The following is a 22,902-nucleotide window of genomic DNA, read 5'->3' as shown; positions in this document are numbered from 1 at the left end:
ACTGTGGCGATCGAGATGCTCTATTTCGCGTGGGTACGCGAACGGATTGGACGTGGCGGCGAGATGGTTGACCCGCCAGGCGACGTCGTGACGGTCGCCGATCTGATCGGCTGGCTGGCGAACGGGAGCGCGGTGCACGGCGCGGCCTTCGCCGACCCGGCGCGCTTGCGCGCCGCGGTCGATCAGGTGTTCGTGCCGCTGGACGCGGTGCTGGGGTCGGCGCGTGAAGTTGCTATTTTCCCACCGGTGACCGGCGGATGATCGTCGTCGATCCTGCCCGCATCGACGCCGCCGAGCAATTCGCAGCCTTGTCTGCCGCCGGGGCAGGGGGCATCGCCACCTTCGTGGGCCTCGTCCGCGCCGATGACGGCGTCGCGACGCTGGAACTCGAACATTATCCCGGGGCGACCGAGGCGGCCCTGCAGAGGCTGGTGGACGAAGCGCGTGAGCGTTGGGCGCTGATCGATGCGCGGATCACGCACCGGGTCGGTGCGATGGCACCGGGGGATGTGGTGGTGTTTGTCGGCACAGCGGCACCGCACCGCGCGCCCGCGCTGGAGGCTTGCGCCTTTCTGATCGATCGCTTGAAGACCGACGCGCCCTTTTGGAAAAAGGAAACACGCGGCGACGAGACCCGTTGGGTAGAACCACGCGGCAGCGACGATGCCGCCGCCGCGCGGTGGACGCTTTAGCCGAGCTTGGGCGACAGTACGCCGTTGACGACATGCACGACGCCGTTCGACTGGGCGACGTCGGGGGTTTCGATGTAGCTCTTATTGCCGTTGACGTCGGTCAGCTGCACGCCGCCACCGATCAGCTCGATCGTCAGCGGTTCGCCTTCGACAGTGGTCAATACCGCCTTGCCACCACCAGCGGTGACCTTCGCCTGGATGTCGGTCAGCGTCAGCGTACCCGGCACGACGTGATAGGTCAGCACCTTGGCCAGCGTGGCCTTGTTCTCAGGCTTCAGCAGCGTGTCGACCGTGCCCGGCGCGAGGCGGCTGAAGGCATCGTTCGTCGGCGCGAAGACGGTGAAGGGGCCGGGGCCCGCCAGGGTCGTGGCAAGGCCTGCAGCCTTCACTGCGGACACCAGCGTGGTGAGGTTGGGGGCAGCGGCCGCGTTCGTAGCGATCGGCTTGGTCGCATCCATTACGGCCCCGCCGACCGTCGGGTTCGGCGCGGGGGCTGCTGCCGGGGCTGCGGGCGCTGCCGGAGCCGCTGGCGCGGTCTGTGCGGTGGCGGCAGCACCGAAGGCGAGTGCGCCAGCAACGGTTGCCAGATACAGGTTGGTCTTGAACGTCATCAGTTTCTCCACTGGATCAGGGAGCCTCTGTTACAGGAGGCTCCCCCAAACTACGGTCGAGCGGCCGAATAGTTTCGTCAAGCCGGTTCCGCCAACGCCGTCGCCAGCAATTGAAAGTCTTTCTCCCGCGGCGAACCGCGTCGCCAGACCAGTGCGATTTTTCGCGCCGGATTGGCGGCATCGAGCGGGCGCGAGACCAAACCGGTATGATCGAGGATGCCGGCCTTCAGCGCCATTTCGGGCAACATCGTGAGCCCCAGCCCATTGTCGATCATCTGTACGATCGTGTGGAGCGACGTGCCCATCATCGTCGCCTCGGCTCGCAATTCCGGCCGGGCACAAGCGGATAACGCATGGTCCTTAAGGCAATGCCCGTCCTCGAGCAGCAACAGCCGTGTCTCGTCGATTTCCGCAGAGGGCATCGCACGCGCGATATTGCCCATCTCGCCCGGCTGGCCTGCCACGAACAAGCGATCCTCGAACAGCACCTGCGCGCTCACCTCGCCACACGCGAACGGGAGCGCCAGCAACACGCAATCGGCACGCCCGTGATGGAGGCCCTCACAGGCGGCACCGCTGGGTTCCTCGCGCAGGAAGAGTTTGAGGTCGGGATAGTCGCGCCGCAACCGCGGCAGGATGCGCGGAAGCATGAACGGCGCGATCGTCGGGATCACGCTCATCCGCATCTCCCCCGATAAGGGGCGTCCGGCAGCGCGCGCCATGTCGCCCAGTTCATCGGCTTCGCGCAGCACGCGGCGCGCTTTGTCGGCGATGCGGTCGCCCAGCGGGGTGAAGCGCACGACGCGGCGGGTGCGCTCGACCAGGGTCACCCCGATCAGGGTTTCGAGTTCGCGGATCCCCGCCGACAAGGTCGACTGTGTCACGAAACACGCCTCGGCGGCACGCCCGAAATGCCCGTGATCCTGCAGGGCAGCGAGATATTGCAACTGTTTCAGGGTCGGCAAATAGGTCGCCATTTATCGCTCCACTCGATCAGAAGCGTGTAAATAACCCATTGGATCGATAAAAACAGGCCCTATATGAGCCTGTGCAACAGACGGTGCAGAAGCGCTGCGGTGGAGGATGCCAGAAGAGGCCCCATTTTTAGGAGGCCCAGAATATGTTGACCATTGGCGATAAGCTCCCCGATTTCACGGTTCCCGTTCAGCAGGGCGTCAACGCGCTTCCCGCCGGTGAAACGCTCAGCCAGGACGCGTTCCCAGGCAAGTGGAAGGTGCTGTTCTACTGGCCAAAGGATTTCACCTTCGTCTGCCCGACCGAAATCGTCGGTTATGCGGGCCTGAAGGGCGATTTCGAAGATCGTGACGCGGTGCTGATCGGTGCGTCGACCGATACCGCGCACGTTCACCTCGCCTGGCGCAAGTCCGACCCCGATCTGGCCGCGGCGGATTTCCCCTGGCTGGCGGATAACGGTGGCGTGCTGGCGTCGCAGCTCGGCATTCTCGACAAGAACGAGCATGTCGCGTTCCGCGCGACCTTCATCATCGATCCCGACAACGTCATCCAGGCGGTGCAGGTCAACGGCCTGAACGTCGGTCGCAACCCGGCGGAAACGCTGCGCGTGCTCGACGCACTGCAGACCGACGAGCTGTGCCCGTGCAACTGGAACAAGGGCGACGACGTCCTGAAGATCGCGGCGTAAGTCGGTAAAATTCCCCTCCCGCTCTGCGGGAGGGGCTAGGGGAGGGGCGTACCGTAGGTCGGAGCGCCCCTTTTCTATGTCAGGCCCTCCCCCAACCCCTCCCGCAAGCGGGAGGGGAGCGAGAAAGAAACATCATGTCACTTAAGGATTTCGCCGGGACGCTCCCGGATTTCGCCAAGGATATTCGTCTCAACGTCGGCTCGCTGCTCAACGAGGCGCATTTGCCTGACCAGCAAAAATATGGCCTGTTCCTGTCCTGCGCGCACGCCACCGGCTATAAGCCGCTGGTCGACGTGACCGAGGCCGAGGTTGCCGCGAAGCTGACCCCGGAAGCGGCGAATGCGGCGCGCGCGGCGGCGGCGGTGATGGCGATGAACAACGTCTATTATCGCTTCACCCATCTCGCCGGGAATGCCGAATATCAGACGATGCCGGCCAAGCTGCGCATGAATGTGATCGGTGCGCCGGGCATCGACAAGGTCGATTTCGAGCTGTTCAGCCTTGCCGTGAGCGCGATGAACGGCTGCGGCATGTGCATCGACAGCCATGAGCAAGTGCTCAAGAAGGCCGGTGCCACCGCCGAAGCGATCCAGACCGCGGTGCGGATCGGTGCGGTGATGAAAGCGGTTGCGACGGTCCACGCCGCCGTCAATTAAACGTCGTTCAGGCGAGCGCCGCCCAAACCGAGTAGGCGCTCGTCGCGGTCAGCAGCGTGCCGATCAGCCCCATCAGCGGGCGCGTCGGCACGCGCTTGGCGATGACAGCACCAAAGGGGGCCGCCAGCAACCCGCCGATCAGCAGGCCCAGCGTCTGAAGCGTGAACGCCTTCCACCCCATCGTGGTGATGAAGGTTATCGAGATCGTCGAGGTCAGGAAAAATTCCGAGGTGTTGACGGTGCCGATGGTGGTGCGCGGCGGCGCCCCCTGCACCAGCAAATTGGAGGTCACCACTGGACCCCAGCCACCCCCGCCCGCCGCATCGAGAAAGCCGCCGGCAAAGCCGAGCGGTTCAATGATCTTGGGTTCGCGCGGGTGGACCTTGCCGCGATAGGCGCGAAACAGCAGGTACAACCCGATTGCCGCGAGATAGGCCATCACGAACGGTCGCGCGACCGATGCATCGATGGTGCTCAGCACATAGGCACCCAGAATGCCGCCAAGCACGCCTGGGATCACCAGTCGGCGGAACAGCCGCCAATCGACATTGCGATGCAGAATGTGGCTTACGCCCGATGCGGCGGTGGTGAACGTTTCGACCGCATGGACGCTGGCCGAAGCGAGGGCAGGGGGCACGCCCAGAAACACCACCAGCAAGGTGTTGTTGATGATGCCGAAAGCCATTCCGAGCGCACCATCGATCATCTGTGCGGCAAAACCGACCAGAATGAAGGGCAGCATCACGGCTAGGATCGCCGTGAAATCCCATGAGGAGAGATCGAACATCGGCGAACTTTCGCGGAATTTCCCAAATCCCACAAGGTAGATAGGGATTTATGCGGCGTGGTCGGCGGTGAACTGGTCCTTTTATTCGCTCGACTGAGCGCCTAGATAATCTCCCATAATAAGGGGACACCGCCACGATGGGACGATTGCTCGCCTATCTCGATTCAATTAAGGCGCGCGATCCGGCCCCCCGGTCGCGGCTTGAGATTCTCACATATCCGGGTGTGTGGGCGCTCGCGTACCACCGGATCGCGCATCGTCTTTTCAAGGCGCGGCTGTTCTTTCTGGCGCGTGCGGTGAACCATTTTTCGCGTTTTCTGACCGCGATCGACATTCATCCCGGCGCGACGATCGGGCGCAATTTCTTTATCGACCATGGCTTCGTGGTGATTGGGGAAACCGCCGAGATCGGAGACAACGTCACCATCTATCAGTGCGTCACGCTCGGCGGCACGAGCCCAGACAATGGCGTCGCGGGCAAGCGTCATCCGACCCTTTGTGACAATGTCATCATTGGCTCCGGCGCACAGGTGCTGGGGCCGATCACGCTGGGCAAGGGCTCTCGCGTCGGTGCCAATGCGGTGGTGACCAAGGATGTCGTCGAAGGCGCGGTGATGGTCGGTATCCCGGCGCGCGCGACGATGGTGGAGGGGGGGCAGAAGCCGACCGGCTTCCTCGCTTATGGCACGCCGTGCAGCGATATGTTCGATCCGGCGACGCAGCGCGTGGAGTTGCTGCGGTGTGAGCTGGAGACGATGCGCAAGCGGCTCGACGCATTGCTGGCGGAAAACCATCAGGAGCGTGACCGCGCCTGATGGGGACGGTTACGCCCTTTCCCAGCCCGCGCGGCGTTCCGACGCAGATCGGGTTCGAGCGGGTCGAACTGACGCGGATCCTCGATTTGTACGGACGGATGGTATCGGCTGGGCTGTGGCGCGACTATGCGATCGAGTTGGGCCATGACGCCGCGATCTTTGCCGCCTTTCGCCGTGCTGCCGAGCGCCCCGAATTCCGCATCGAAAAGCGCCCGGCCTTGCGCAACCGGCAAGGCATGTGGGCGCTGGTCAATGAAGCGGGCCTCGTTTTGAAGCGTGGGCACGAATTGGGCCCGGTGCTGGCCCCCGTCGAACGACGGTTGATGAAGGTGGTGGACTGACGACAAACCCCGCTCGCGGCCGAGCGGGGTTTGGAGCGGGGTCAGGCGGCGACCATCGTGCCGACCGGGGGCAAACGCTCGCCCAAATGGCCGAGCGTGCCGATCACTATCCGCCGCATCGTTGGCCAGAATGCCGACAGCGTCAGCAATGCCGAGCCGATCGCGAGGCCGGTGAACGCCCAGGCAAGCTCGATTGCCCCTGCATTCTGGAACAACGCGTACATCGCGTAGAGGACGTAGACGAGGCTCGACACCAGTAGCGCACGCCGGTCGACCGCAAGGGCGACGAAGGCGAAGGCGAGATACAGCGCCAGCACGATCAGCGCAGTGCCGATGTCGATATTCGCGCCGAACACGCCGAGCATGTGAAAGATCGGATGCGCAATCATCGGTGCGGCGGCGAGGTGGAGCCAGAAGGCGACGTCGGCGCGGCGCGTACGCCGTTCGCGGTCGGACATGTCCCACCGCATGGCGAGCGTGAACACGGCGATGCCGCACACCAGCACCAGCGGATAGACGAGGTCTTGCATCGTCGGGAAGGCCGCGAAGGTCAGACCGACCACGACGCCGACGCCCGCTGCTGCCCCCGCCGCGACGGTGATCGGTACCATGAACCGTTGCCAATGCGCCCAGGCTGCCGCTGTGGCGATAAGCGCAATCCCCGCGCCGATCGCGGCGTTGACCTGATTGGAGAGGTCGGGATGGAGTTCGACCATTACGCCGATCAAGCTCGCCGCGACCCCACCGACAAAGGCGAGCAGCAGCAGGATGCTCGGCAACGCCATGCGGCGGACGCGCGTGAAATATTCGGCCAGCGCCCAGGCGGCGACCGCGACCAGCGCACCTGCCAGGGGCGTGGTGATCGACTTGCCGATCCACGCCACCGCGACCAGCACCAGCGCCAGCGCGATCGAGACGAAGATGTCGTTGAATCCGGTCAGCAGCCGGAAGTGCTCTTCGTCGACCGCTGGCACCGCGCTCCGCGCGGCGACGTGGTTGCGCAGCGCAGCGGCGGCGTCGCGCGAGATCGCGCCTGCCGTCACCGCGCCGTCGATATCGCTTTCGCTATACATGGTAATCCTCCTGTTGTCGGCAGGAGGATTACCATAAGTGTGTCACTGTAGCAATACAGCGTATCGCTAAGCCGATCAGCCGCCCTGCAGCTTCTTGAGGATGCTCATCGACTGTTCCGCGCCGTTCTGCGGGGTCAACTCACCGGTGCGATCGGTGATCTTCGCCCAGTGCGCCGCAATGCCCTCCGGCGACAGGTCGTCACCGGTCAGCAGCTTGCCTTGCGTCAGCGTGACATAGGCCGCCTGGAACACGCCCGCGCCAGCACCGACGATCATGTTGGTCGGCGCGTCTTCGGACACGAGATAGAGCGCGGCGGGGGCGACCTTCTCGGGCGCGAAAGCAGCGAACGCCTCGGCCGGGAACAGGTCCTCGGTCATGCGCGTGCCCGCGGTCGGCGCGATCGTGTTGACCTTGATGTTGTTCTTGGCCCCCTCGATCGCGAGCGTCTTGGTGAGCCCGGCAAGGCCGAGCTTGGCCGCGCCATAATTGGCCTGGCCGAAATTGCCGTACAGCCCGGTCGAGGATGCGGTCATCAGGATGCGGCCATAATTCTGCGCGCGCATCGTTTCCCACACTGCCTTGGTGCAGTTGGCCGATCCGTTCAGGTGGACGTCGATGACGAACTTGAAGTCGGCCGGCTCCATCTTGGCGAAGCTCTTGTCGCGCAGCACGCCGGCATTGTTGATCAGGATATGGACGCCGCCCCAGGCTTCCTTGGCCTTGGCGACCATCTCGACCATCTGCTCATATTCGGTGACGCTGCCGCCATTCGAGATCGCGTCGCCGCCGGCCGCCTTGATTTCCTCGACGACCTTCAGCGCTGCGTCGGAATGGCCGGTGCCATCGCGCGCGCCACCGAGGTCGTTGACCACGACCTTCGCACCGCGCCGCGCCAGTTCAAGCGCATAAGCACGGCCCAGACCACCGCCGGCACCGGTAACGATGGCGACCTTATCGTCGAAACGGATGGACATAGCAGGACTCCTCCAAGTGATTTGAGGCGCGTCCTAGGCGATTGCGCGCACGGTGCAAGCCACGATCGCCATACTGAACTTACGAAAAGGCCGACGTGCGGGTGCTCCGCACGTCGGCCGTAAGGGAAAAGGAGGCAGACCTTCTGCCTACCTTTCCGTCATTTCAATTTAGCGTTTTGGCCGCGGCGTGGAGTGCAGGCGCGCGCCGGCTGCGTTGGAGTGTTCGCGGCACCCGTCGGTGACTGTGCGCGAGCACCACGGATAGCTTTCGGGGGCGGCAGGTGCCGGGGCCGCAGCGGAAGGCGCTGGAGCGGGTTCAGCGGGCGGCGGGGGCGGCGGTGCCGGTGGGGTGGGCGCGGGCTGGGCCATTGCCGCGTCGGGCGCTGCGGGGGCGGTCTGGGCCAAAGTCGGCGTCGCGACGGCGGCGGCGAGCGCCGCGAACATCATGAGCTTCATGCGGGGTCTCCTGCAAACGGGCAGCAATCTGTGCTGCTCGTCCGGTCCAACGCACATTTCCCCGCATGGCTCCCGATTTTCTTTACGCTCCCGAATCGAGCGCGTAGCCCGCCGAGCGTACGGTGCGGATGATGTCGGGACGGTCGCCGCGATTGATCGCTTTCCGCAGGCGGCGGATGTGGACGTCGACCGTGCGGCTTTCGATGTCGCTGTCATGGCCCCATACCGCATCGAGCAAGCGCTCACGCGAGAACACCCAGCCGGGATGTTCGAGGAAATGCTTGAGCAGGCGGAATTCGGTTGGGCCGAGCGGAATGACCTCGCCCGAACGGCGCACCTTGTGGCCGACCGTGTCCATCTCGATGTCGGAATAGGTCAGTTGCTCGCCCGCCAGTGCCGGGCGCACGCGCCGCAGCACCGCGCCGACGCGCGCGACCAGTTCGCGCGGGGAGAAGGGCTTAGTGACATAATCGTCCGCGCCCGTCTCCAGCCCGCGCACCCGGTCTTCTTCCTCGCCGCGTGCCGTCAGCATGATGATCGGCACGTTCGCCGTCTCGGGCATGCGCCGTAGGCGACGGCAGACCTCGATGCCCGACAGCCCCTCGACCATCCAGTCGAGCAGCACGATGTCGGGGGTATTCTCCTTGGCGAGCAGCAGCGCTTCCTCGCCATCGGGGGTCTGCGCGATTTCGAAATCCTCGCGCTTGAAGTGCCAGATCAGCAGCTCGGCGAGCGCCGCATCGTCTTCCACCAGCAACATTTTGGCCCGGGCCATGTCGTTTACTCCGTCACGAGGTAGGAATGTCGCCGCGGTCGCGTTCGGCCATGTGCGTGCCGGTTGCGGCGAAATAGATCATCTCGGCAATGTTGGTGGCATGGTCGCCGACACGTTCGAGATTCTTGGCGATGAACAGCAATTGCGCGACCTGACCGATCGTCTTGGGGTTTTCCATCATGTGCGTGACCAGCACGCGGAACAGACTGTTGTAGAAATCGTCGACCTGCCGGTCGCGATCGCACACTTCGACGGCCGCTTCGGCATCGCGCGCGGCAAAGGCGTCGAGCGCATCATGCACCATCTGCACCGCCAGCGCGGACATGGCGGGCAACACCGAGAGTGGCTCGATCTCGCCGTGGCTTTCGATCATGGGAACGCGCTTGGCGATGTTCTTGGCATAATCGCCGATGCGTTCGACCACGCCTGCGATCTTCAATGCGGCGACGACTTCACGCAGATCATCGGCCAGCGGCGCGCGCAACGCGATGATCCGCACCGCGAGCTGTTCGACTTCCATCTGCAGCGCGTCGATACGCTTGTCGCCCGCGACAATCTCACGCGCGCCTTCCAGATCGTGACGACGGAGTGCTTCCATCGCGGCCGCGATGGCATGCTCCGCCAGCCCGCCCATTTGCGCGATCAGCCCGCGCAACTGGCCGATATCTTCGTCGAAAGCTTTTACCGTATGGTCGTTCAAGGGCGTGGTCCTGCGTTCAGCCGTAGCGGCCGGTGATATAATCCTTGGTGCGCTCCTGCCGAGGATTGGTGAAGATGTCCGAGGTTGCGCCATATTCGACGAGCGTGCCGAGGTGGAAAAAGGCGGTGCGCTGCGACACGCGCGCCGCCTGTTGCATGTTATGCGTCACGATCACGATGGCATAGCGGCCCTTGAGCTCGTGGATCAGTTCCTCGATCTTGGCGGTAGCGATCGGGTCGAGTGCTGAGCAGGGCTCGTCCATCAAGATGACTTCGGGGTCGACCGCGATCGCGCGCGCGATGCACAAGCGCTGCTGCTGGCCGCCCGACAGAGCGGTACCGCTTTCGGTCAGGCGATCTTTCACTTCCTCCCACAGCCCCGCGCGGCGCAGCGACTTCTCGACGATCTCGGCGAGTTGCGGCTTGTTGGCGGCAAGCCCGTGAATGCGCGGGCCGTAGGCGACGTTTTCAAAGATCGATTTGGGGAAGGGATTGGGTTTCTGAAATACCATGCCGACACGGGCGCGGAGTTGCACCACGTCCATTTCCGGCGAGTAGATGTTCTCGCCGTCGAGGGTGATATCCCCTTCGACCTTCGCCCCGGCGATCGTGTCGTTCATGCGATTGAGCGTGCGGAGGAAGGTCGATTTGCCGCAGCCGGACGGGCCAATCAGCGAGGTGACATAGTCCTGCCCGAAGGTGAGCGAAACGTCGGCAATGGCCTGTTTCGCGCCATACCACACGTTGACGTGCTGCGCGGAGATTTTCGGTTGATTGGGAATGCTCACCAGCGGGTCTCGAATTTGTTACGGAGGTAGATCGCGAAGCCATTCATCGCGAGCAGGAAGACGAGCAGCACGATGATCGCCGCGCTGGTTTTCTCAACGAAACCGCGGTCGATCTGATCGGACCAGAGGAAGATCTGCACCGGCAGCACGGTTGCCGGATCGGTCAGCCGCGCCGGGGGCGAGGCGATGAACGCGCGCATCCCGATCATCAGCAGCGGGGCGGTTTCGCCGAGTGCGCGCGCCATGCCGATGATCGTGCCGGTCAGGATGCCGGGCAGCGCAAGGGGCAGGACATGGTGGAACACCACCTGGATCGGGCTTGCGCCGACGCCCAGCGCAGCATCTCGGATCGACGGCGGCACCGCCTTTATCGCATTCCGCCCGGCGATGACGATCACCGGCATCGTCATCAGCGCCAGCGTCAATCCGCCGACGATCGATGCCGAGCGCGGCATGCCGAAGGTGCCGAGAAACACCGCCAGCCCGAGCAGCCCGAAGATGATCGAAGGGACCGCCGCGAGGTTGTTGATCGATACCTCGATCAAATCGGTCCAGCGGTTCCGCGGGGCGTATTCTTCGAGATAGAGCGCGGAAAGAACGCCGATCGGAAACGCGATCAGCAACGTCACCAACATCGTGAACAGCGATCCCTTGAACGCGCCCCAGATCCCGGCGCGGGTCGGGTCGTTGGAATCGGAGGCGGTCAGGAAGGGCAGGTTGAACCCGGTCGAAATCGCGCCGCGTGCCTGCAACGTCGCGACGATCGCCTCGGCGGCGGGATCGCCCTGGCGCTTGGCGGCGACGTCGATCGTGTCGGCGGCCGGCACCCAAATGATGCTGCGCCCACGGAGGATGGCGGGGTCGCGCTTCACCGCCTCACGGACGCTGAGCCAGGCACCGTCCGATAGCCACTGGTCGCCGTTCTTGCCGAAAGCGGCGATTGCGGCGTCGTCGGTCGCGCGTTCGATTCCGGCACCGGCCAGCGCCAGGTCGGCACCCGGACCGTGCAGGCGGTTTGGGTCGAGCATCAGCCCGGCGCGTGGGAAATCGATCGGGAGCGCGATCCGCGTTTGCAGGAAGCCGCTCGCACCGTTCATCACCATGGTGACGAGCAGTACCGCAAGAAACCCGGCCGAGAGGATTACCGCAGCGAGGCCGAGCAACCGAAAGCGTTGCTCCGCACCATATCGTCGGCGGATACGCCGTTGCATGGCGGGGGCACGCCAATCGGTCGGCTCGCGGTCGCGGGCGGGGTTTGTGGGTTGGGCGACGGGACTGTCACTCATAAGCTTCGCGATACCGTTTAACGACCGTCAGCGCGACGATGTTGAGGAGCAAGGTAATGACGAACAGCGTCAGCCCGAGCGCAAAGGCGGCGAGCGTCTTCGGGCTGTCGAACTCGGCCTCGCCGGTGAGCAGGTCGACGATCTGCTTGGTGACGGTGGTGGCGCTGGCAAACGGATTGAGCGTCAGCGTGGCAACGCCCGATGCAGCCATCACCACGATCATCGTCTCGCCGACCGCGCGGCTCACCGCGAGCAGCACGCCGCCAACCACGCCCGGCAACGCTGCCGGAAGCAATACCCGCTGGATGGTTTCAGACGTCGTCGCACCCATCGCCAGACTGCCGTCGCGCATCGCATCGGGCACGGCGGCGAGCGAATCGTCGGCCATCGACGAGACGAACGGGATGATCATCACCCCCATCACCAGCCCGGCGGCGAGCGCGCTTTCCGAACTGGCCCAGGTGATCCCGATTGATACCGCGAAATCGCGCACCGCCGGGGCGACCGTCAACGCCGCGAAATAGCCGTAGACAACGGTCGGAACGCCCGCGAGCACCTCCAGGATCGGCTTCATCCAGCGACGCGCGGCGGGCGTCGCATATTGGGTGAGGTACACCGCGCTCATCAGCCCGAACGGTATCGCCACCAGCATGGCGATCACCGCGCCGATGAAAAACGTTCCCCAGAACAGCGGCACCGCGCCCAGCGTTTTGCCTGGGGCGGCGGGATCGATCACTTGCGGGCTCCAATGCGTCCCGAACAGAAAATCGCCAATCGGCACGATATTGAAAAAGCGCCAGGATTCGAACAGCAGCGACGCGACGATGCCGATCGTGGTGAGGGTTGCGATCAGTGAAGCCGCGAGCAGCCCGGCCATCATCACCCGTTCGATCTTGGTGCGGGCGCGGAAATCGGGGCGGACGCGGGTATAGGCGAAGCCGCCGGTCGCAAAGCTCAGCAACAGTGCAACGGCCGCACCGATCCAGTCATTGCGGGTCTGCGCGGCCGCATAAGCGGGCGCGAGTTGCTTGGACAGGGGATTGAACGCCCCGAAGCTGTTGCCCGAAGCGAGACTGCGCGCCTCCGACAGGATGGCTGCGCGGTTGAACCCCGGCGGGGGCAATTGTGCCGCGGCGGGGTCGCGCAACACGCGGTCGGTCACCAAGGCCGGTGAGGTCGCCGACCAGACACAGAGAAACAGGGCAGCGGGGATCACCGTCCACAAGGCGACATAGCCGCCGAAGTGCGAGGGCAGCGAGCTGAACCGCGCGGTACTGCCACGGCGAAAGCTGACGGCGCGCAACCGCGCCGTCAGCCAGCCGATCAGGCCGAGCCCGGCGATGACCAGGAAAAGAGCGAGCATGGACAAAGCGAGGGTTCGACTTCGAATAAGAGTGTTGGACTTGGACTAGAGCAGCTTCTTGGGGTCGAGCAGGATCTCTTCCTTCAGGATCTGCGCGCTGCGCTTGCGCACGTCATCGGGGGCTGCGATCAGGCCTTTGGCGACAAGCGAACCCTTGGGGTCCCACGAAGCGGCATACAGCGCGAGAAAGTCGCGCAGGCCCTTGATCGCGCTGAGATGGGCTTTTTTGACGTAGAGGAACAATGGACGCGATCCCGGATAGGCCCCGCGCGCGATCGTCTCATAGGTCGGCTCGACCCCGTTGATCGGCACGCCGTTCAGCTTGTCCTTATTCTCTTCGAGATAGGAATAGCCGAAGATACCGATCGCATTCGGGTTCGATTGCAGTTTCTGCACGATCAGATTGTCATTCTCGCCAGCGTCGACATAGGCACCGTCCTCCCGGATCGCGGTACAGCCCTTGGCATAAGCCGCCGGGTCTTTGTCCTTATGGTCGGCCAGCGTCGGGTTGATCGCGTCGCAGCCCTTGGCGAGGATCAGTTCGGCCAGCGCGTCGCGGGTGCCGCTGGTCGAGGGCGGCCCATAGACCTGGATCGGCACTGCGGGCAGCGAAGGATTGACGTCCTTCCACGTCTTGGCCGTGTTCTTTTGGCCCATCGGCGATGCGGCGAGCGCTTTATAGATATCGACCGCCGTCAATTGCAGCTTGGGGCCGCCTTTCGATTCGGCGAAGGCGATGCCGTCGAGGCCGATCTGCGCCTCGATAATGTCGCTGACGCCATTGTCCTTACACGTGTTGTATTCAGTGGCCTTCATCCGGCGCGAAGCATCCTCGATATCAGGATGTGCAGCCCCGATCCCGGCGCAAAACAGCTTCATGCCTGCACCCGTACCGGTCGACTCGATCGCGGGAGATTTGGTGCCGGGGGTCTTGTTGACGAATTGCTCGGCGACAATCGTCGTAAACGGAAAGACCGTCGATGACCCGACGACCGTGATGTGGTCGCGCGAGCCCGCGCCGCCGCCATTCGCCTGATCCTGACAGCCGGTGAGTGTCAGCGCTGCCGCACTCGTGGCAAGAGCGAGTATCGCACATTTCCTGATCATGGAATCTCCCCTCGGGCACTGGACGGCCCCGGACTCGGGCTACCACGACGACCTGCTGCCTGTGTGACATTGACGTTACCGTTTAATGACAGCGGCATTCGGATCCGAACTTGCGGGGGTGGCTTGATATGTCTGGACGTGGGCGGGCAGCATGACGGTGACCGTCGTACCCTTGCCCAACAGACTTGTGACGTCGAAGCGACCGCGATGGCGCTCGATAATATGTTTGACGATCGCCAGGCCAAGTCCGGTTCCGCCCGCCGCACGGCTGCGGCCCGGATCGACGCGGTAGAACCGTTCGGTCAGGCGCGGAAGATGCTCGGGCGCGATCCCGTCGCCTTCGTCGGCGACGCTGATCCGCACCGTGCCCGCCGCATCGCGCCACAATTTGATGGTGATCGGCGACCCCGGTCGCCCATATTTCATGGCGTTGCCGATGAGATTGTGGAGCACCTGGCTCAATTGGGCGCGGTCGCCCGCGACCGGCGGGACGCCAAGATCGATATCGGTTACAATGTCACCGCTGCGCTTGTCCTGCGCGTCCAGCAGTTCGGAGCGAACCTCGCTGATCAACGCGCCGAGATCGACCGCCCGATCTGGCAAGCGATATTTCTCGGCCTCGATTCGGCTGAGCGAAATGAGATCCTCGACCAGGCGCTGCATGCGGCGCGCTTCGTCAAACATGATCTTGAGGAAGCGGCCCCGGACCTGCGCATCCTCGCCGGCTTTGTCGTCCCCCAGCGTCTCGATATAACCGAGGATCGACGCGAGTGGCGTCCGCAACTCATGGCTGGCATTGGCGACGAAATCGACGCGCATCCGCTCCGCTGCATAATTGCCGGTCTGGTCGACCAGTTGGACAATCCGCTGCCCACCGCTGGCGCGCGCGACGTGCATTTCCCAGTGCTGGTCCTTCGTGCCCAGCCCGACCAGATTGATCGGCCCTTGCGGAACGCCGGTGGTCGGGCTGGCCAGGCGTTCGGCGGCACCGGGGTGGCGGATGGCGACGCGCACATCCTCGCCCACGATATGCTTGCCGAGCAGCGCCAGGGCGACCGCATTGGCATGGGTGACGCGTCCGTCCGCCACGATCAGGACGGGGTGCACGATCGCCTGAATCACGTCCTGCACGTCGGGCGGGCTGGGCTGGCGGACGCTTTCGACGGGGCGTAGCATTTCGATCGGGCCGTCGCCCGTGCCCGTTGCCGCCAACGCGGCCGCGATGCCGCCGACCAGGGTGATGATGGCGGGCTGCAGATCCCAGTCGAGCAAAAACACCGCGATCGCCGCCACGACGACGATGGCGATGGCCGTGATTGTTCGAGAGCCGAAACCTTGGAGCATGCACTGCGCCTTAGCCTAAAGATCGTTAACCCCGATAGCCTTGCTTGCCAGCGTTTTGCGAATGTGAAAGGGCTAGTGCAATGAACGACGATACGCCTGAACTTCCGAACACGACGCGCCGTCGGGCGCTGATGCTTGGCGCGGTCGGCGCGGCGGCGGTGGTGTCGATCCGCCCGGCCCTGGCGTCGACAGCGGCGTCGATTTCGACCTGTGAAATTCCGGTGCCGGATTCAGGGCGCGCGGGCAGCTATATCGCCGCGGACGGGACGGTGGTGCCTGCTGGCACGCGTGGTGCGTTCGCGCCGCCGGGGCGGCCGTTCAAGGGCGAAGAGGTCAAGACCGCGCTGGCGGGGGGGCAATTGCCCGGGACCAATTACGAGCAGAGCCGCGCTTACACCAATTACATCCGGCGGCTGCAATCGGGGACGAGCGGTTTCACCTGCTTCGCATCGCTGCAAATGCCGCGCGGCTGACGCCGTGAACGATTCCCGCGGCGATATCGTGTATCGCATGGCGCGGCCGGAAACGCTGAAGATCGTGCACCTGGACAGCTTCACTGCGGTTTTCCACCGCGCGTCGGGCATCACGCATTTGGTGACGTCGCCCGTGCCGGAAATCCTCGCGGCATTGGGCGAGGCGGGGATGACCCGCGCTGATCTGATGGCGCGGTTGTCGGTCGATTATGTGCTGGGCGATGCCGAGGAGGGTTCCCTGGACGCGCGGCTGGAAGAACTCGTGGCAACCGGTCTGGTCGCGGTCGCATGAGGCATGTGTTCCAGGTGCGGATTGGCCCGATCGGCTTTCGCATCGGCTCGGACTGGCGCGCGCCCATCGCGCAGCTCGAAACGCTCTATGCCGCTTATCCCAAGCCTGAGGACGGCGTGCCCGATTTCACCGTGCGCCTGTTCGCGGCGCGGCCGTGGCGGCGAGTCGTGCGGCCGGCGGTGATGATCGGCGGGGATTATATCCTGCCCGAGGCGGCCCCGCTTCCGCTCGCGCAGGGGCTGCTCGCGGCCGAAATGGGGATGAATTTGCAGATGGCGCTGGGCCAGCGCCATTTTTTGCTGTTGCACGCCGCCGTGGTGGAACGCGACGGGAAGGCGCTGGTCCTCACCGGCGTGTCGGGCGCTGGCAAATCGACATTGGCGGCGTTGCTATCGCTACGCGGCTGGCGCTTGATGGGCGACGAGTTCGCCTTGCTCGATCCCGCGACTGGCTTGCTGCACGCCTTTCCCCGGCTGGTCAGCCTCAAGAACGCCAGCGTCGCGACCGTCGCTGCCGAAGTCCCGGCCGATCGGCTCGGGCCGATGCTGGAGGGCACGCCCAAGGGGACCATCCGCCATCTTGTCCCCGATGCGGCGGCGCTGGCGGCGATGGATGCTCCGGCCAGACCTGCGCTGATCCTGTTCCCGAGTTTCGGCTACGACTCGGCCACGCGCGATGTGGCGCAAAGTGAAGTGTTCGTACGTCTTACCCAGGCCTCGACCAATTATGTCGCGATGGGCGAGCGCGGTTTCGATGCGCTGACCGCGCTGGTGCAGGGCGTTCCCGCGCGCGCGATCGATTATCCCGATACCGACAGCGCGATCGCGCTGGTGGAGGCGGCATGGGCCGCGCGCTAGACGGCTGGTTGCTCGCGCAGGCGCTCCGCGATCCGGGCGGCACGGTGGCGCTGGGTGCGGATGAGTGGACCGCCTTGCTCGCCATTGGCCGCGCGGAACAAATGATCGGGACGCTGGCGTGGCGGCTTAATGGCATAGACGTGCCGCCATCGGTCGCACGCATCCTCGCCGACGCGCGCGCCTCCGCCGAACAGGGGCGGGTGGCGGCCCTGTGGGAGGCGGAAGTGGCGCGGCGTGTGCTGGCCCCGCTCGGGGTGCGCATGGTGTTGCTCAAGGGCACAGCCTTCGTCGCGGCGGGCTTGCAAGCGGGGCGGGGGCGCTCGATCGGCGATCTCGACATCCTCGTGCCGCGCGCGGCGCTCGATGCGGTCGAGGCGGCGCTGCTGGAGGCCGGCTGGGAATGGGTAAAGCCCGATCCCTATGACGATGCGTATTACCGGCAATGGATGCACGAACTGCCCCCGCTCATCCACCGTGACCGTGACCGGATGATCGACGTCCACCACACCATCCTGCCGCTGACCGCGCGGATTACCCCGGATGCAGGCGCGCTGTTGGCGGATGCGGTGGAGCTGAAGCCTGGCCTATGGGCGCTGTCGCCCAATGATATGCTGGTCCATGCGGCCGCACATCTGTTCGCCGATGGCGATCTGGCAGGCGGTATGCGCAATCTGTGGGACGTGCACTGCCTGGTGGCCGAGTTTGGTGCCGATGGCCTCGCCGGGCGGGCGGCGCAGCATGGTCTGTCGCACGAAGTGGCGCGGGCGCTGCGGCTGGCGGCGGCGCTCTATGGCGAGGGCGCGCGATTGACCCCGGTCGACCGGCTTTACCTGTACCGCCTCACCGCGCGGGATGGCTGGGGCAGGGCGATGCGGCCGATCACGCGTATGGCCTTTTACATCCGCTCGCACTGGCTGCGCATGCCGCCCGCAATGCTGGCGCGGCACTTGTGGACCAAGTGGCGCAAGGGCGGGGCAGGGCCAGCGTCAGGTTGACAGGCGTTCCAGTGTCGGCACCAGTGCATCGAACGAATCGATCACGGCGTCCGCACCCATCTCCTCGACCGGGTGGAGCAGGAAGCCGAAGCTGACGGCGATACCCGGGATTTCGGCATTCCTCGCCGCCATGATGTCGTAAATCGAATCCCCGACGAACGCCGCCGTCCCGCCGCCGCAGCGCCGGATCATTTCGTCGATCGGGGCGCGGTTGGGTTTGGACAGACCGGGGCCCATCGTGTCGCCGCCGATGACGCACGCAAACCGTTCGCGCAGGCCGAGATCGTCGAGCAGCCGCAACGCCAGACTTTCGAACTTGTTGGTAACGATCGCGACCGTCACGCCCATCGCGTCGAGCTGATCGAGTGCCGCGACTACGCCCGGAAAGGGCCGTGTATGCACCGACAGGTGCTCGCCATAATAAGCCAGCATCCGCTTGTAGAGCGGTCGGAACGTTTCCGGCGTACAGCCGCCGGTCGCCTCCAGTCCCTGGCTCAACATATGCTTGGCCCCGCCGCCGACCATCGTTTTGACCTGCTCGACCGTCAGTAATGGTCGCCCGGCAAAGGCAAGCGTGTGGTTGACGGCATCGGTCAGGTCGCCGCTGCTGTCGACCAAGGTTCCGTCGAGGTCGAAACCGACGATGGCGAAGGAATTCTGTGTCATGAACGATTGCCTGACAGCGTTGCTCTGGAAATGGCAAGAGCGTCGTGGCAGGGCTGTCCGCATGGCTAACACACCCGCACCGAACATCGCCGCCGTCGTCCTTGCCGCCGGCAAGGGCACGCGCATGAAGTCGGATCTGCACAAAGTGCTGCATCCGATCGCCGGGCATCCGATGCTGCTGCATTTGATCGGCAGCGTTGCCACGTTGAATCCGCAGCGCACCGTCGTCGTGACCGGCGCGGGGCGCGAGCAGGTCGAGGCGGCGGTCGCACCGCTCGGCATCGTCACCGCGTTGCAGGCCGAGCAACTCGGCACGGGCCACGCGGTTGCCCAGGCGGAAGCGGCCTTGGCCGGATTCGAAGGCGACGTGCTGGTTCTTTATGGCGATGTGCCTTTGGTGTCCTCGGCGACGATGCGGGCGATGGTCGCGCGGCTCCACGCGCCCGATGCGCCCGCCGTAGTGGTGCTCGGCTTCCGCCCTGCCGATCCCGCCGCTTATGGCCGGATCATCGCCGACGAGCAGGGCGTGATCGCCAAGATGGTCGAATATAAGGATGCGAGCGACGCCGAGCGCGCGGTCACCCTGTGCAATTCCGGGCTGATGGCGGTGCGCAGCGCCGATTTGTTCGCGCTGCTGGCGCGCGTCGGCAATGATAATGCTGCGGGCGAATATTATCTGCCCGATATCGTCATGCTCGCCGCCGCTGACGGCCGCGCCTCCGCGGTGATCGAAACCAGCGCGGCGGAAGTCGCCGGGGTCAACAGCCGCGCGGAATTGGCGGGCGTCGAACTGTCCTGGCAAAATGCGCGCCGCGCGCAGGCGATGGCCGATGGCGCAACGCTGATCGCGCCTGAAACCGTATGGTTCGCTTATGATACCGTGCTCGGCCGCGATGTCGTGATCGAGCCCAATGTCGTGTTCGGCCCAGGCGTCACCGTCGCCGATGACGTGGTGATCCACGCCTTCTCGCATATCGAAGGGGCGACGATCGGCGCTGGCGCGGAGGTTGGCCCGTTCGCGCGGTTGCGCCCCGGCGCGGTGCTGGGCGAGCATTCCAAGATCGGCAATTTCGTCGAAATGAAGAAGGCCGTGCTCGGCGTGGGTGCAAAGGCCAGCCACCTCACCTATCTTGGCGATGCCGAGGTCGGGCCCGGCGTCAATATCGGCGCAGGCACGATCACCTGCAATTATGATGGCTTTTTCAAATACAAAACGGTTATCGGCGCGGGCGCGTTCATTGGGTCTAACTCGGCGCTGGTGGCCCCGGTCACCATCGGCGCGGGCGCGATTGTCGGGGCCGGGTCGGTGATCACCGGCGATGTCGATGCCGACGCGCTCGCGCTCGCGCGCGGCAAGCAGGAAGCGCGGCCCGGCTGGGGCAAGCGCTTCCGCGACGCAATGATGGCGAAGAAAGCCGCCACCAAGAAATAGCCCGGTCCGGGCAACGGAGAGACGAAACTATGTGCGGTATCGTAGGGATTCTCGGCAAGGGCGCGGTCGCGGACCGGCTGCTCGACGGGCTCAAGCGGCTCGAATATCGCGGCTATGATTCTGCGGGCATGTGCACCGTGCACGACGGCGAATTCGATCGCCGCCGCGCGCCCGGCAAGCTCGTCAATCTCGCCGCCGAACTGGCCAAGGATCCGCTGCCCGGCGACAGCGGCATCGCCCACACCCGCTGGGCGACGCATGGCGCGCCGACCGTCGACAATGCCCATCCGCATATCGTCGGCGACGTGGTGCTGGTTCACAACGGCATCATCGAGAATTTCAAGCCGCTGCGCGATGAACTGATCGCCGAGGGGCGGCAGTTCAAGTCGCAGACCGACACCGAAGTCGTCGCGCACCTCATCGACCGCGAATTGTCGCGCGGGTTCAAGCCACGCGAGGCGGTGGCCAATGTACTTCCGCGCCTGCACGGTGCGTTCGCGCTGGGGGTGATGTTCAAGTCCGAGCCCGATCTCTTGATCGGCGCGCGGCTCGGCGCGCCGCTCACCGTCGGTTACGGCGATGGCGAGAATTTCATCGGTTCGGACGCGCTCGCGCTCGCACCGCTGACCCAGCGCATCGCGTATCTCGAAGAGGGTGACTGGGCGGTCGTCACGCGCGAAGCGGTGCAGGTCTATGACAAGAACAATGATCCCGTCACGCGCCCGATCGTCAATTCAGGTGCCTCGGGCCAGTTGATGGACAAGGGCAACCACCGCCACTTCATGCTCAAGGAAATTTACGAGCAGCCGGTGGTGGTCGCGCAGACGCTGCGCAGCTATTTGCGACCGCTGGAAGAGCGCGTCGCTTTGCCCGACATGGAGTTCGATCTCGGCTCGGTCGAGCGCGTCGCGATCGTCGCGTGCGGCACCGCGTCTTATGTCGGCATGATCGGCAAATATTGGATCGAGCAGCTCGCGCGCGTCCAGGTCGAAGTCGATGTCGCCTCCGAATTCCGCTATCGCGATCCGGTGCTCACCCCCAACATGCTGGGCGTGGTCATCTCGCAATCGGGCGAGACTGCCGATACGCTGGCGGCGCTGCGCCACATGAAGGCGGCGGGGCTGACCACGGCGGGCATCATCAACGTGCCGACCAGTTCGATGGCGCGTGAAGTCGATCTGTTGTTGCCGACCCATGCCGGGCCGGAAATCGGCGTGGCCTCGACCAAGGCCTTCACTTGTCAGCTCGCCGTCATGGCGGCGCTCGCGGTCAATCTCGCCCGCGCCAAGGGGCAGTTGACGCCAGAGGCCGAGCGCGAAATCGTTGGCCATTTGCAGGAAGTGCCGCAGGCGATGAGCCGCGCGATCGCGCATGACGAGGAAATCGCCGCGATGGCCCCCAAGATCGCGGCGGCGCGCGACGTGTTGTATCTGGGGCGTGGACCCGATTATCCGCTGGCGCTGGAAGGCGCGCTGAAGCTGAAGGAAATCAGCTACATCCATGCCGAAGGCTACGCCTCGGGCGAGATGAAGCACGGGCCGATCGCCCTGATCGACGACACCGTGCCGCTGATCGTGCTCGCACCCTCCGGCCCGTTGTTCGACAAGACCGTCAGCAACATGCAGGAAGCACAGGCGCGCGGCGCGCTGGTGGTGCTGATTTCGGATGCGGATGGCATCGCGCAGGCCGGCGAAAATACGATCGCGACGATCGAAATGCCCAAGGTCCACCCGCTCATCGCGCCGCTGGTTTATGCCGTGCCGGTGCAGTTGCTGGCCTATCACGTCGCGGTTGCCAAGGGCACCGATGTCGACCAGCCCCGCAATCTTGCCAAGTCGGTGACCGTAGAATGACAGCGCCGTTGATTGCCGGAGTAGAACTGGGCGGGACCAAGTGCATTTGCGTCCTCGCCAGCGGTCCCGATGATGTGCGTGATCGCGTCCAGATCCCCACCACCACGCCCGAGGAAACGCTCGGCGCGGTGGAAAACGTGCTGCGTGGCTGGTCGCACTACGATGCGCTGGGCATCGCCAGTTTCGGACCCGTCTCGCTGGATCACACCGCGCCCGATTACGGCTCGATTACCGCGACTACCAAGCCAGGCTGGTCGAACACCGATGTCGGCAAGCGGCTCGCCAGCATTGGCCTGGTGCCGACCGGTTTCGACAGCGACGTTAACGGGGCGGCCCTGGGGGAGGGGCGCTGGGGCGCGGCGCAGGACGTTGCCGACCACGCCTATATTACCGTCGGCACCGGGGTTGGCGTCGGCCTGGTGCTGGGCAACGCCCCGGTCGCAGGGCTGACCCATGCTGAACTCGGCCACATCCGGCCGGTCCGCCTGGCAGGCGATAGTTGGGGCGGGAGTTGCTCGTTCCACGGTGATTGTATCGAGGGGCTGGTCTCGGGCACCGCAATCCGCGCGCGTACCGGCGTGGGCGCGGAGACGCTGGCCGAGGACGATCCGGTATGGGAGGGCGTCGCCCATACGCTCGCGCAATTGTGCCACACGCTGGTGCTGACCGGCATCCCGCGGCGGATTGTGATGGGCGGCGGCGTGATCGTCGGTATCCCGCATTTGCTGCCGATGATCCGCACTCGACTGGAAGCGAGCCTGGGTGGCTATGTGGCGGCGCGCGGGCTGCTGCCGATCGACGCCTATGTCGTGCCCGCCGCGCTGGGCGGCATGGCCGGGCCGCTTGGCGCGATCGAACTGGGCGCGCGTGCCCTCGCTGGGGCCTGAAGTCGACAACGTCGTT

The 22,902-nt window shown here is 64.8% G+C and carries 27 protein-coding genes; 13 read left to right on the top strand and 14 right to left on the bottom strand.

Annotated elements, in window-relative coordinates; translation table 11 throughout:
* The first annotated feature begins 3 nt into the window (after nucleotides 1-3).
* Entirely contained in the window at nucleotides 4-261 is a 258-nt protein-coding gene (locus ACP7BY_RS00395) for a MoaD/ThiS family protein (RefSeq protein WP_126845663.1), read from the top strand.
* Nucleotides 258-692 carry a molybdenum cofactor biosynthesis protein MoaE gene (locus ACP7BY_RS00390; RefSeq protein ID WP_033964613.1) on the top strand — a complete coding sequence of 145 codons (435 nt, stop codon included), beginning with the start codon at nucleotides 258-260 and terminating at the stop codon, nucleotides 690-692. Before ACP7BY_RS00395 ends, ACP7BY_RS00390 begins: the two co-directional genes overlap by 4 nt.
* Here ACP7BY_RS00390 and ACP7BY_RS00385 read toward each other — a convergent pair.
* Together ACP7BY_RS00385 and ACP7BY_RS00380 are read right to left on the bottom strand one after the other, a co-directional pair.
* On the bottom strand, nucleotides 689-1,303 hold the full coding sequence (locus ACP7BY_RS00385) for a fasciclin domain-containing protein (protein WP_126845662.1): 615 nt from the start codon (nucleotides 1,301-1,303) through the stop codon (nucleotides 689-691). The two genes, ACP7BY_RS00390 and ACP7BY_RS00385, sit on opposite strands and share 4 nt — an antisense overlap.
* Before the next feature lie 77 nt (nucleotides 1,304-1,380).
* Nucleotides 1,381-2,280, bottom strand: a complete 900-nt coding sequence (locus ACP7BY_RS00380; protein WP_033964614.1) for a hydrogen peroxide-inducible genes activator — start codon at nucleotides 2,278-2,280, stop codon at nucleotides 1,381-1,383.
* 143 nt (nucleotides 2,281-2,423) lie between these two features.
* On the opposite strand from ACP7BY_RS00380, the gene ACP7BY_RS00375 reads away from it, so the two are divergent.
* Nucleotides 2,424-2,966 (top strand): peroxiredoxin, encoded by a 543-nt coding sequence (locus ACP7BY_RS00375; RefSeq protein WP_010403117.1) that lies wholly within the window; start codon nucleotides 2,424-2,426, stop codon nucleotides 2,964-2,966.
* A 134-nt stretch (nucleotides 2,967-3,100) separates the two neighbouring features.
* Nucleotides 3,101-3,622, top strand: coding sequence for a carboxymuconolactone decarboxylase family protein (locus ACP7BY_RS00370; RefSeq protein ID WP_033964615.1), 522 nt, complete (start codon nucleotides 3,101-3,103; stop codon nucleotides 3,620-3,622).
* A 7-nt stretch (nucleotides 3,623-3,629) separates the two neighbouring features.
* Here ACP7BY_RS00370 and ACP7BY_RS00365 read toward each other — a convergent pair whose 3' ends face one another.
* The gene (locus tag ACP7BY_RS00365) at nucleotides 3,630-4,409 is read right to left on the bottom strand and encodes a sulfite exporter TauE/SafE family protein (RefSeq protein ID WP_033964616.1); all 780 of its coding nucleotides are present in this window, start codon (nucleotides 4,407-4,409) and stop codon (nucleotides 3,630-3,632) included.
* Between the two features lie 137 nt (nucleotides 4,410-4,546).
* Between ACP7BY_RS00365 and epsC the strand changes: the two genes are divergently transcribed.
* Together epsC and ACP7BY_RS00355 are read left to right on the top strand one after the other, a co-directional pair.
* Nucleotides 4,547-5,224 (top strand): serine O-acetyltransferase EpsC, encoded by a 678-nt coding sequence (gene epsC, locus ACP7BY_RS00360; RefSeq protein ID WP_126845661.1) that lies wholly within the window; start codon nucleotides 4,547-4,549, stop codon nucleotides 5,222-5,224.
* Entirely contained in the window at nucleotides 5,224-5,565 is a 342-nt protein-coding gene (locus tag ACP7BY_RS00355) for a DUF2794 domain-containing protein (RefSeq protein ID WP_033964617.1), read from the top strand. The genes epsC and ACP7BY_RS00355 overlap by 1 nt, the downstream gene beginning before the upstream one ends.
* A 41-nt stretch (nucleotides 5,566-5,606) precedes the next feature.
* On the opposite strand, the gene ACP7BY_RS00350 is transcribed toward ACP7BY_RS00355, so the two are convergent.
* The 10 genes from ACP7BY_RS00350 to ACP7BY_RS00305 form a co-directional block, all read right to left on the bottom strand.
* A complete protein-coding gene (locus ACP7BY_RS00350; RefSeq protein ID WP_033964619.1) occupies nucleotides 5,607-6,638 on the bottom strand; it encodes a hypothetical protein in 1,032 nt (343 codons plus the stop codon).
* Between the two features lie 75 nt (nucleotides 6,639-6,713).
* Nucleotides 6,714-7,613 (bottom strand): SDR family NAD(P)-dependent oxidoreductase, encoded by a 900-nt coding sequence (locus ACP7BY_RS00345; protein ID WP_033964620.1) that lies wholly within the window; start codon nucleotides 7,611-7,613, stop codon nucleotides 6,714-6,716.
* Nucleotides 7,614-7,781: 168 nt separating this feature from the next.
* On the bottom strand, nucleotides 7,782-8,069 hold the full coding sequence (locus ACP7BY_RS00340; protein WP_209516045.1) for a hypothetical protein: 288 nt from the start codon (nucleotides 8,067-8,069) through the stop codon (nucleotides 7,782-7,784).
* Nucleotides 8,070-8,151: 82 nt separating this feature from the next.
* Nucleotides 8,152-8,844, bottom strand: a complete 693-nt coding sequence (gene phoB, locus ACP7BY_RS00335; protein ID WP_010187105.1) for a phosphate regulon transcriptional regulator PhoB — start codon at nucleotides 8,842-8,844, stop codon at nucleotides 8,152-8,154.
* A 13-nt stretch (nucleotides 8,845-8,857) separates the two neighbouring features.
* Nucleotides 8,858-9,544, bottom strand: coding sequence for a phosphate signaling complex protein PhoU (gene phoU / locus ACP7BY_RS00330; RefSeq protein WP_033964222.1), 687 nt, complete (start codon nucleotides 9,542-9,544; stop codon nucleotides 8,858-8,860).
* 16 nt (nucleotides 9,545-9,560) lie between these two features.
* On the bottom strand, nucleotides 9,561-10,331 hold the full coding sequence (gene pstB / locus ACP7BY_RS00325) for a phosphate ABC transporter ATP-binding protein PstB (protein WP_033964220.1): 771 nt from the start codon (nucleotides 10,329-10,331) through the stop codon (nucleotides 9,561-9,563).
* The gene (pstA, locus tag ACP7BY_RS00320; protein ID WP_033964214.1) at nucleotides 10,328-11,617 is read right to left on the bottom strand and encodes a phosphate ABC transporter permease PstA; all 1,290 of its coding nucleotides are present in this window, start codon (nucleotides 11,615-11,617) and stop codon (nucleotides 10,328-10,330) included. Before pstA ends, pstB begins: the two co-directional genes overlap by 4 nt.
* Nucleotides 11,610-12,980, bottom strand: coding sequence for a phosphate ABC transporter permease subunit PstC (gene pstC, locus ACP7BY_RS00315; RefSeq protein ID WP_405052997.1), 1,371 nt, complete (start codon nucleotides 12,978-12,980; stop codon nucleotides 11,610-11,612). Before pstC ends, pstA begins: the two co-directional genes overlap by 8 nt.
* A gap of 45 nt (nucleotides 12,981-13,025) precedes the next feature.
* Nucleotides 13,026-14,087: a substrate-binding domain-containing protein gene (locus tag ACP7BY_RS00310; RefSeq protein ID WP_426287973.1), complete on the bottom strand. Its 1,062-nt coding sequence runs from the start codon at nucleotides 14,085-14,087 to the stop codon at nucleotides 13,026-13,028.
* Nucleotides 14,088-14,162: 75 nt separating this feature from the next.
* Entirely contained in the window at nucleotides 14,163-15,431 is a 1,269-nt protein-coding gene (locus ACP7BY_RS00305; RefSeq protein WP_033964212.1) for an ATP-binding protein, read from the bottom strand.
* An 80-nt stretch (nucleotides 15,432-15,511) separates the two neighbouring features.
* Between ACP7BY_RS00305 and ACP7BY_RS00300 the strand changes: the two genes are divergently transcribed.
* From ACP7BY_RS00300 to ACP7BY_RS00285, 4 genes are read left to right on the top strand one after another with little or no spacing between them, the layout of a single operon-like run.
* Entirely contained in the window at nucleotides 15,512-15,904 is a 393-nt protein-coding gene (locus tag ACP7BY_RS00300; RefSeq protein ID WP_010403104.1) for a hypothetical protein, read from the top strand.
* Nucleotides 15,905-15,908: 4 nt separating this feature from the next.
* The gene (locus ACP7BY_RS00295; RefSeq protein WP_231564978.1) at nucleotides 15,909-16,196 is read left to right on the top strand and encodes an HPr-rel-A system PqqD family peptide chaperone; all 288 of its coding nucleotides are present in this window, start codon (nucleotides 15,909-15,911) and stop codon (nucleotides 16,194-16,196) included.
* Nucleotides 16,193-17,053, top strand: a complete 861-nt coding sequence (locus ACP7BY_RS00290; RefSeq protein WP_033964210.1) for an HprK-related kinase A — start codon at nucleotides 16,193-16,195, stop codon at nucleotides 17,051-17,053. The genes ACP7BY_RS00295 and ACP7BY_RS00290 overlap by 4 nt, the downstream gene beginning before the upstream one ends.
* Nucleotides 17,038-18,048: a nucleotidyltransferase domain-containing protein gene (locus tag ACP7BY_RS00285; protein WP_033964209.1), complete on the top strand. Its 1,011-nt coding sequence runs from the start codon at nucleotides 17,038-17,040 to the stop codon at nucleotides 18,046-18,048. The genes ACP7BY_RS00290 and ACP7BY_RS00285 overlap by 16 nt, the downstream gene beginning before the upstream one ends.
* Here the strand turns inward: ACP7BY_RS00285 and ACP7BY_RS00280 are convergent.
* Nucleotides 18,040-18,714: an HAD-IA family hydrolase gene (locus ACP7BY_RS00280; protein WP_033964207.1), complete on the bottom strand. Its 675-nt coding sequence runs from the start codon at nucleotides 18,712-18,714 to the stop codon at nucleotides 18,040-18,042. The two genes, ACP7BY_RS00285 and ACP7BY_RS00280, sit on opposite strands and share 9 nt — an antisense overlap.
* 61 nt (nucleotides 18,715-18,775) lie before the next feature.
* Here ACP7BY_RS00280 and glmU point away from each other — a divergent pair, with 61 nt between their 5' ends.
* The 3 genes from glmU to ACP7BY_RS00265 are packed head-to-tail and all read left to right on the top strand — an operon-like array spanning nucleotide 18,776 to nucleotide 22,886.
* Nucleotides 18,776-20,146 (top strand): bifunctional UDP-N-acetylglucosamine diphosphorylase/glucosamine-1-phosphate N-acetyltransferase GlmU, encoded by a 1,371-nt coding sequence (gene glmU, locus ACP7BY_RS00275; protein WP_137902264.1) that lies wholly within the window; start codon nucleotides 18,776-18,778, stop codon nucleotides 20,144-20,146.
* A 29-nt stretch (nucleotides 20,147-20,175) separates the two neighbouring features.
* The gene (gene glmS, locus ACP7BY_RS00270; protein WP_137902265.1) at nucleotides 20,176-21,999 is read left to right on the top strand and encodes a glutamine--fructose-6-phosphate transaminase (isomerizing); all 1,824 of its coding nucleotides are present in this window, start codon (nucleotides 20,176-20,178) and stop codon (nucleotides 21,997-21,999) included.
* Complete coding sequence (locus ACP7BY_RS00265) at nucleotides 21,996-22,886, top strand: ROK family protein (protein WP_137902266.1); 891 nt, start codon at nucleotides 21,996-21,998, stop codon at nucleotides 22,884-22,886. The genes glmS and ACP7BY_RS00265 overlap by 4 nt, the downstream gene beginning before the upstream one ends.
* The last annotated feature ends 16 nt before the right edge of the window (nucleotides 22,887-22,902 follow it).

Origin of the sequence: Sphingomonas sp. PSPC2-2, from assembly GCF_049897725.1 — a bacterium.
Lineage (GTDB): Bacteria > Pseudomonadota > Alphaproteobacteria > Sphingomonadales > Sphingomonadaceae > Sphingomonas.
Note: the sequence above shows the minus strand (reverse complement) of the source record. Positions and strands in the feature narration are given on the sequence as shown.

Bases quoted from the DNA above. Each gene is read 5' to 3' on its own strand.
- ACP7BY_RS00390 (WP_033964613.1), top strand. From the start codon at position 258: ATGATCGTCGTCGATCCTGCCCGCATCGACGCCGCCGAGCAATTCGCA.
- ACP7BY_RS00385 (WP_126845662.1), bottom strand. From the start codon at position 1,303: ATGACGTTCAAGACCAACCTGTATCTGGCAACCGTTGCTGGCGCACTC.
- ACP7BY_RS00380 (WP_033964614.1), bottom strand. From the start codon at position 2,280: ATGGCGACCTATTTGCCGACCCTGAAACAGTTGCAATATCTCGCTGCC.
- ACP7BY_RS00375 (WP_010403117.1), top strand. From the start codon at position 2,424: ATGTTGACCATTGGCGATAAGCTCCCCGATTTCACGGTTCCCGTTCAG.
- ACP7BY_RS00370 (WP_033964615.1), top strand. From the start codon at position 3,101: ATGTCACTTAAGGATTTCGCCGGGACGCTCCCGGATTTCGCCAAGGAT.
- ACP7BY_RS00365 (WP_033964616.1), bottom strand. From the start codon at position 4,409: ATGTTCGATCTCTCCTCATGGGATTTCACGGCGATCCTAGCCGTGATG.
- epsC (WP_126845661.1), top strand. From the start codon at position 4,547: ATGGGACGATTGCTCGCCTATCTCGATTCAATTAAGGCGCGCGATCCG.
- ACP7BY_RS00355 (WP_033964617.1), top strand. From the start codon at position 5,224: ATGGGGACGGTTACGCCCTTTCCCAGCCCGCGCGGCGTTCCGACGCAG.
- ACP7BY_RS00350 (WP_033964619.1), bottom strand. From the start codon at position 6,638: ATGTATAGCGAAAGCGATATCGACGGCGCGGTGACGGCAGGCGCGATC.
- ACP7BY_RS00345 (WP_033964620.1), bottom strand. From the start codon at position 7,613: ATGTCCATCCGTTTCGACGATAAGGTCGCCATCGTTACCGGTGCCGGC.
- ACP7BY_RS00340 (WP_209516045.1), bottom strand. From the start codon at position 8,069: ATGAAGCTCATGATGTTCGCGGCGCTCGCCGCCGCCGTCGCGACGCCG.
- phoB (WP_010187105.1), bottom strand. From the start codon at position 8,844: ATGGCCCGGGCCAAAATGTTGCTGGTGGAAGACGATGCGGCGCTCGCC.
- pstA (WP_033964214.1), bottom strand. From the start codon at position 11,617: ATGAGTGACAGTCCCGTCGCCCAACCCACAAACCCCGCCCGCGACCGC.
- pstC (WP_405052997.1), bottom strand. From the start codon at position 12,980: ATGCTCGCTCTTTTCCTGGTCATCGCCGGGCTCGGCCTGATCGGCTGG.
- ACP7BY_RS00310 (WP_426287973.1), bottom strand. From the start codon at position 14,087: ATGATCAGGAAATGTGCGATACTCGCTCTTGCCACGAGTGCGGCAGCG.
- ACP7BY_RS00305 (WP_033964212.1), bottom strand. From the start codon at position 15,431: ATGCTCCAAGGTTTCGGCTCTCGAACAATCACGGCCATCGCCATCGTC.
- ACP7BY_RS00300 (WP_010403104.1), top strand. From the start codon at position 15,512: ATGAACGACGATACGCCTGAACTTCCGAACACGACGCGCCGTCGGGCG.
- ACP7BY_RS00290 (WP_033964210.1), top strand. From the start codon at position 16,193: ATGAGGCATGTGTTCCAGGTGCGGATTGGCCCGATCGGCTTTCGCATC.
- ACP7BY_RS00285 (WP_033964209.1), top strand. From the start codon at position 17,038: ATGGGCCGCGCGCTAGACGGCTGGTTGCTCGCGCAGGCGCTCCGCGAT.
- ACP7BY_RS00280 (WP_033964207.1), bottom strand. From the start codon at position 18,714: ATGACACAGAATTCCTTCGCCATCGTCGGTTTCGACCTCGACGGAACC.
- glmU (WP_137902264.1), top strand. From the start codon at position 18,776: ATGGCTAACACACCCGCACCGAACATCGCCGCCGTCGTCCTTGCCGCC.
- glmS (WP_137902265.1), top strand. From the start codon at position 20,176: ATGTGCGGTATCGTAGGGATTCTCGGCAAGGGCGCGGTCGCGGACCGG.
- ACP7BY_RS00265 (WP_137902266.1), top strand. From the start codon at position 21,996: ATGACAGCGCCGTTGATTGCCGGAGTAGAACTGGGCGGGACCAAGTGC.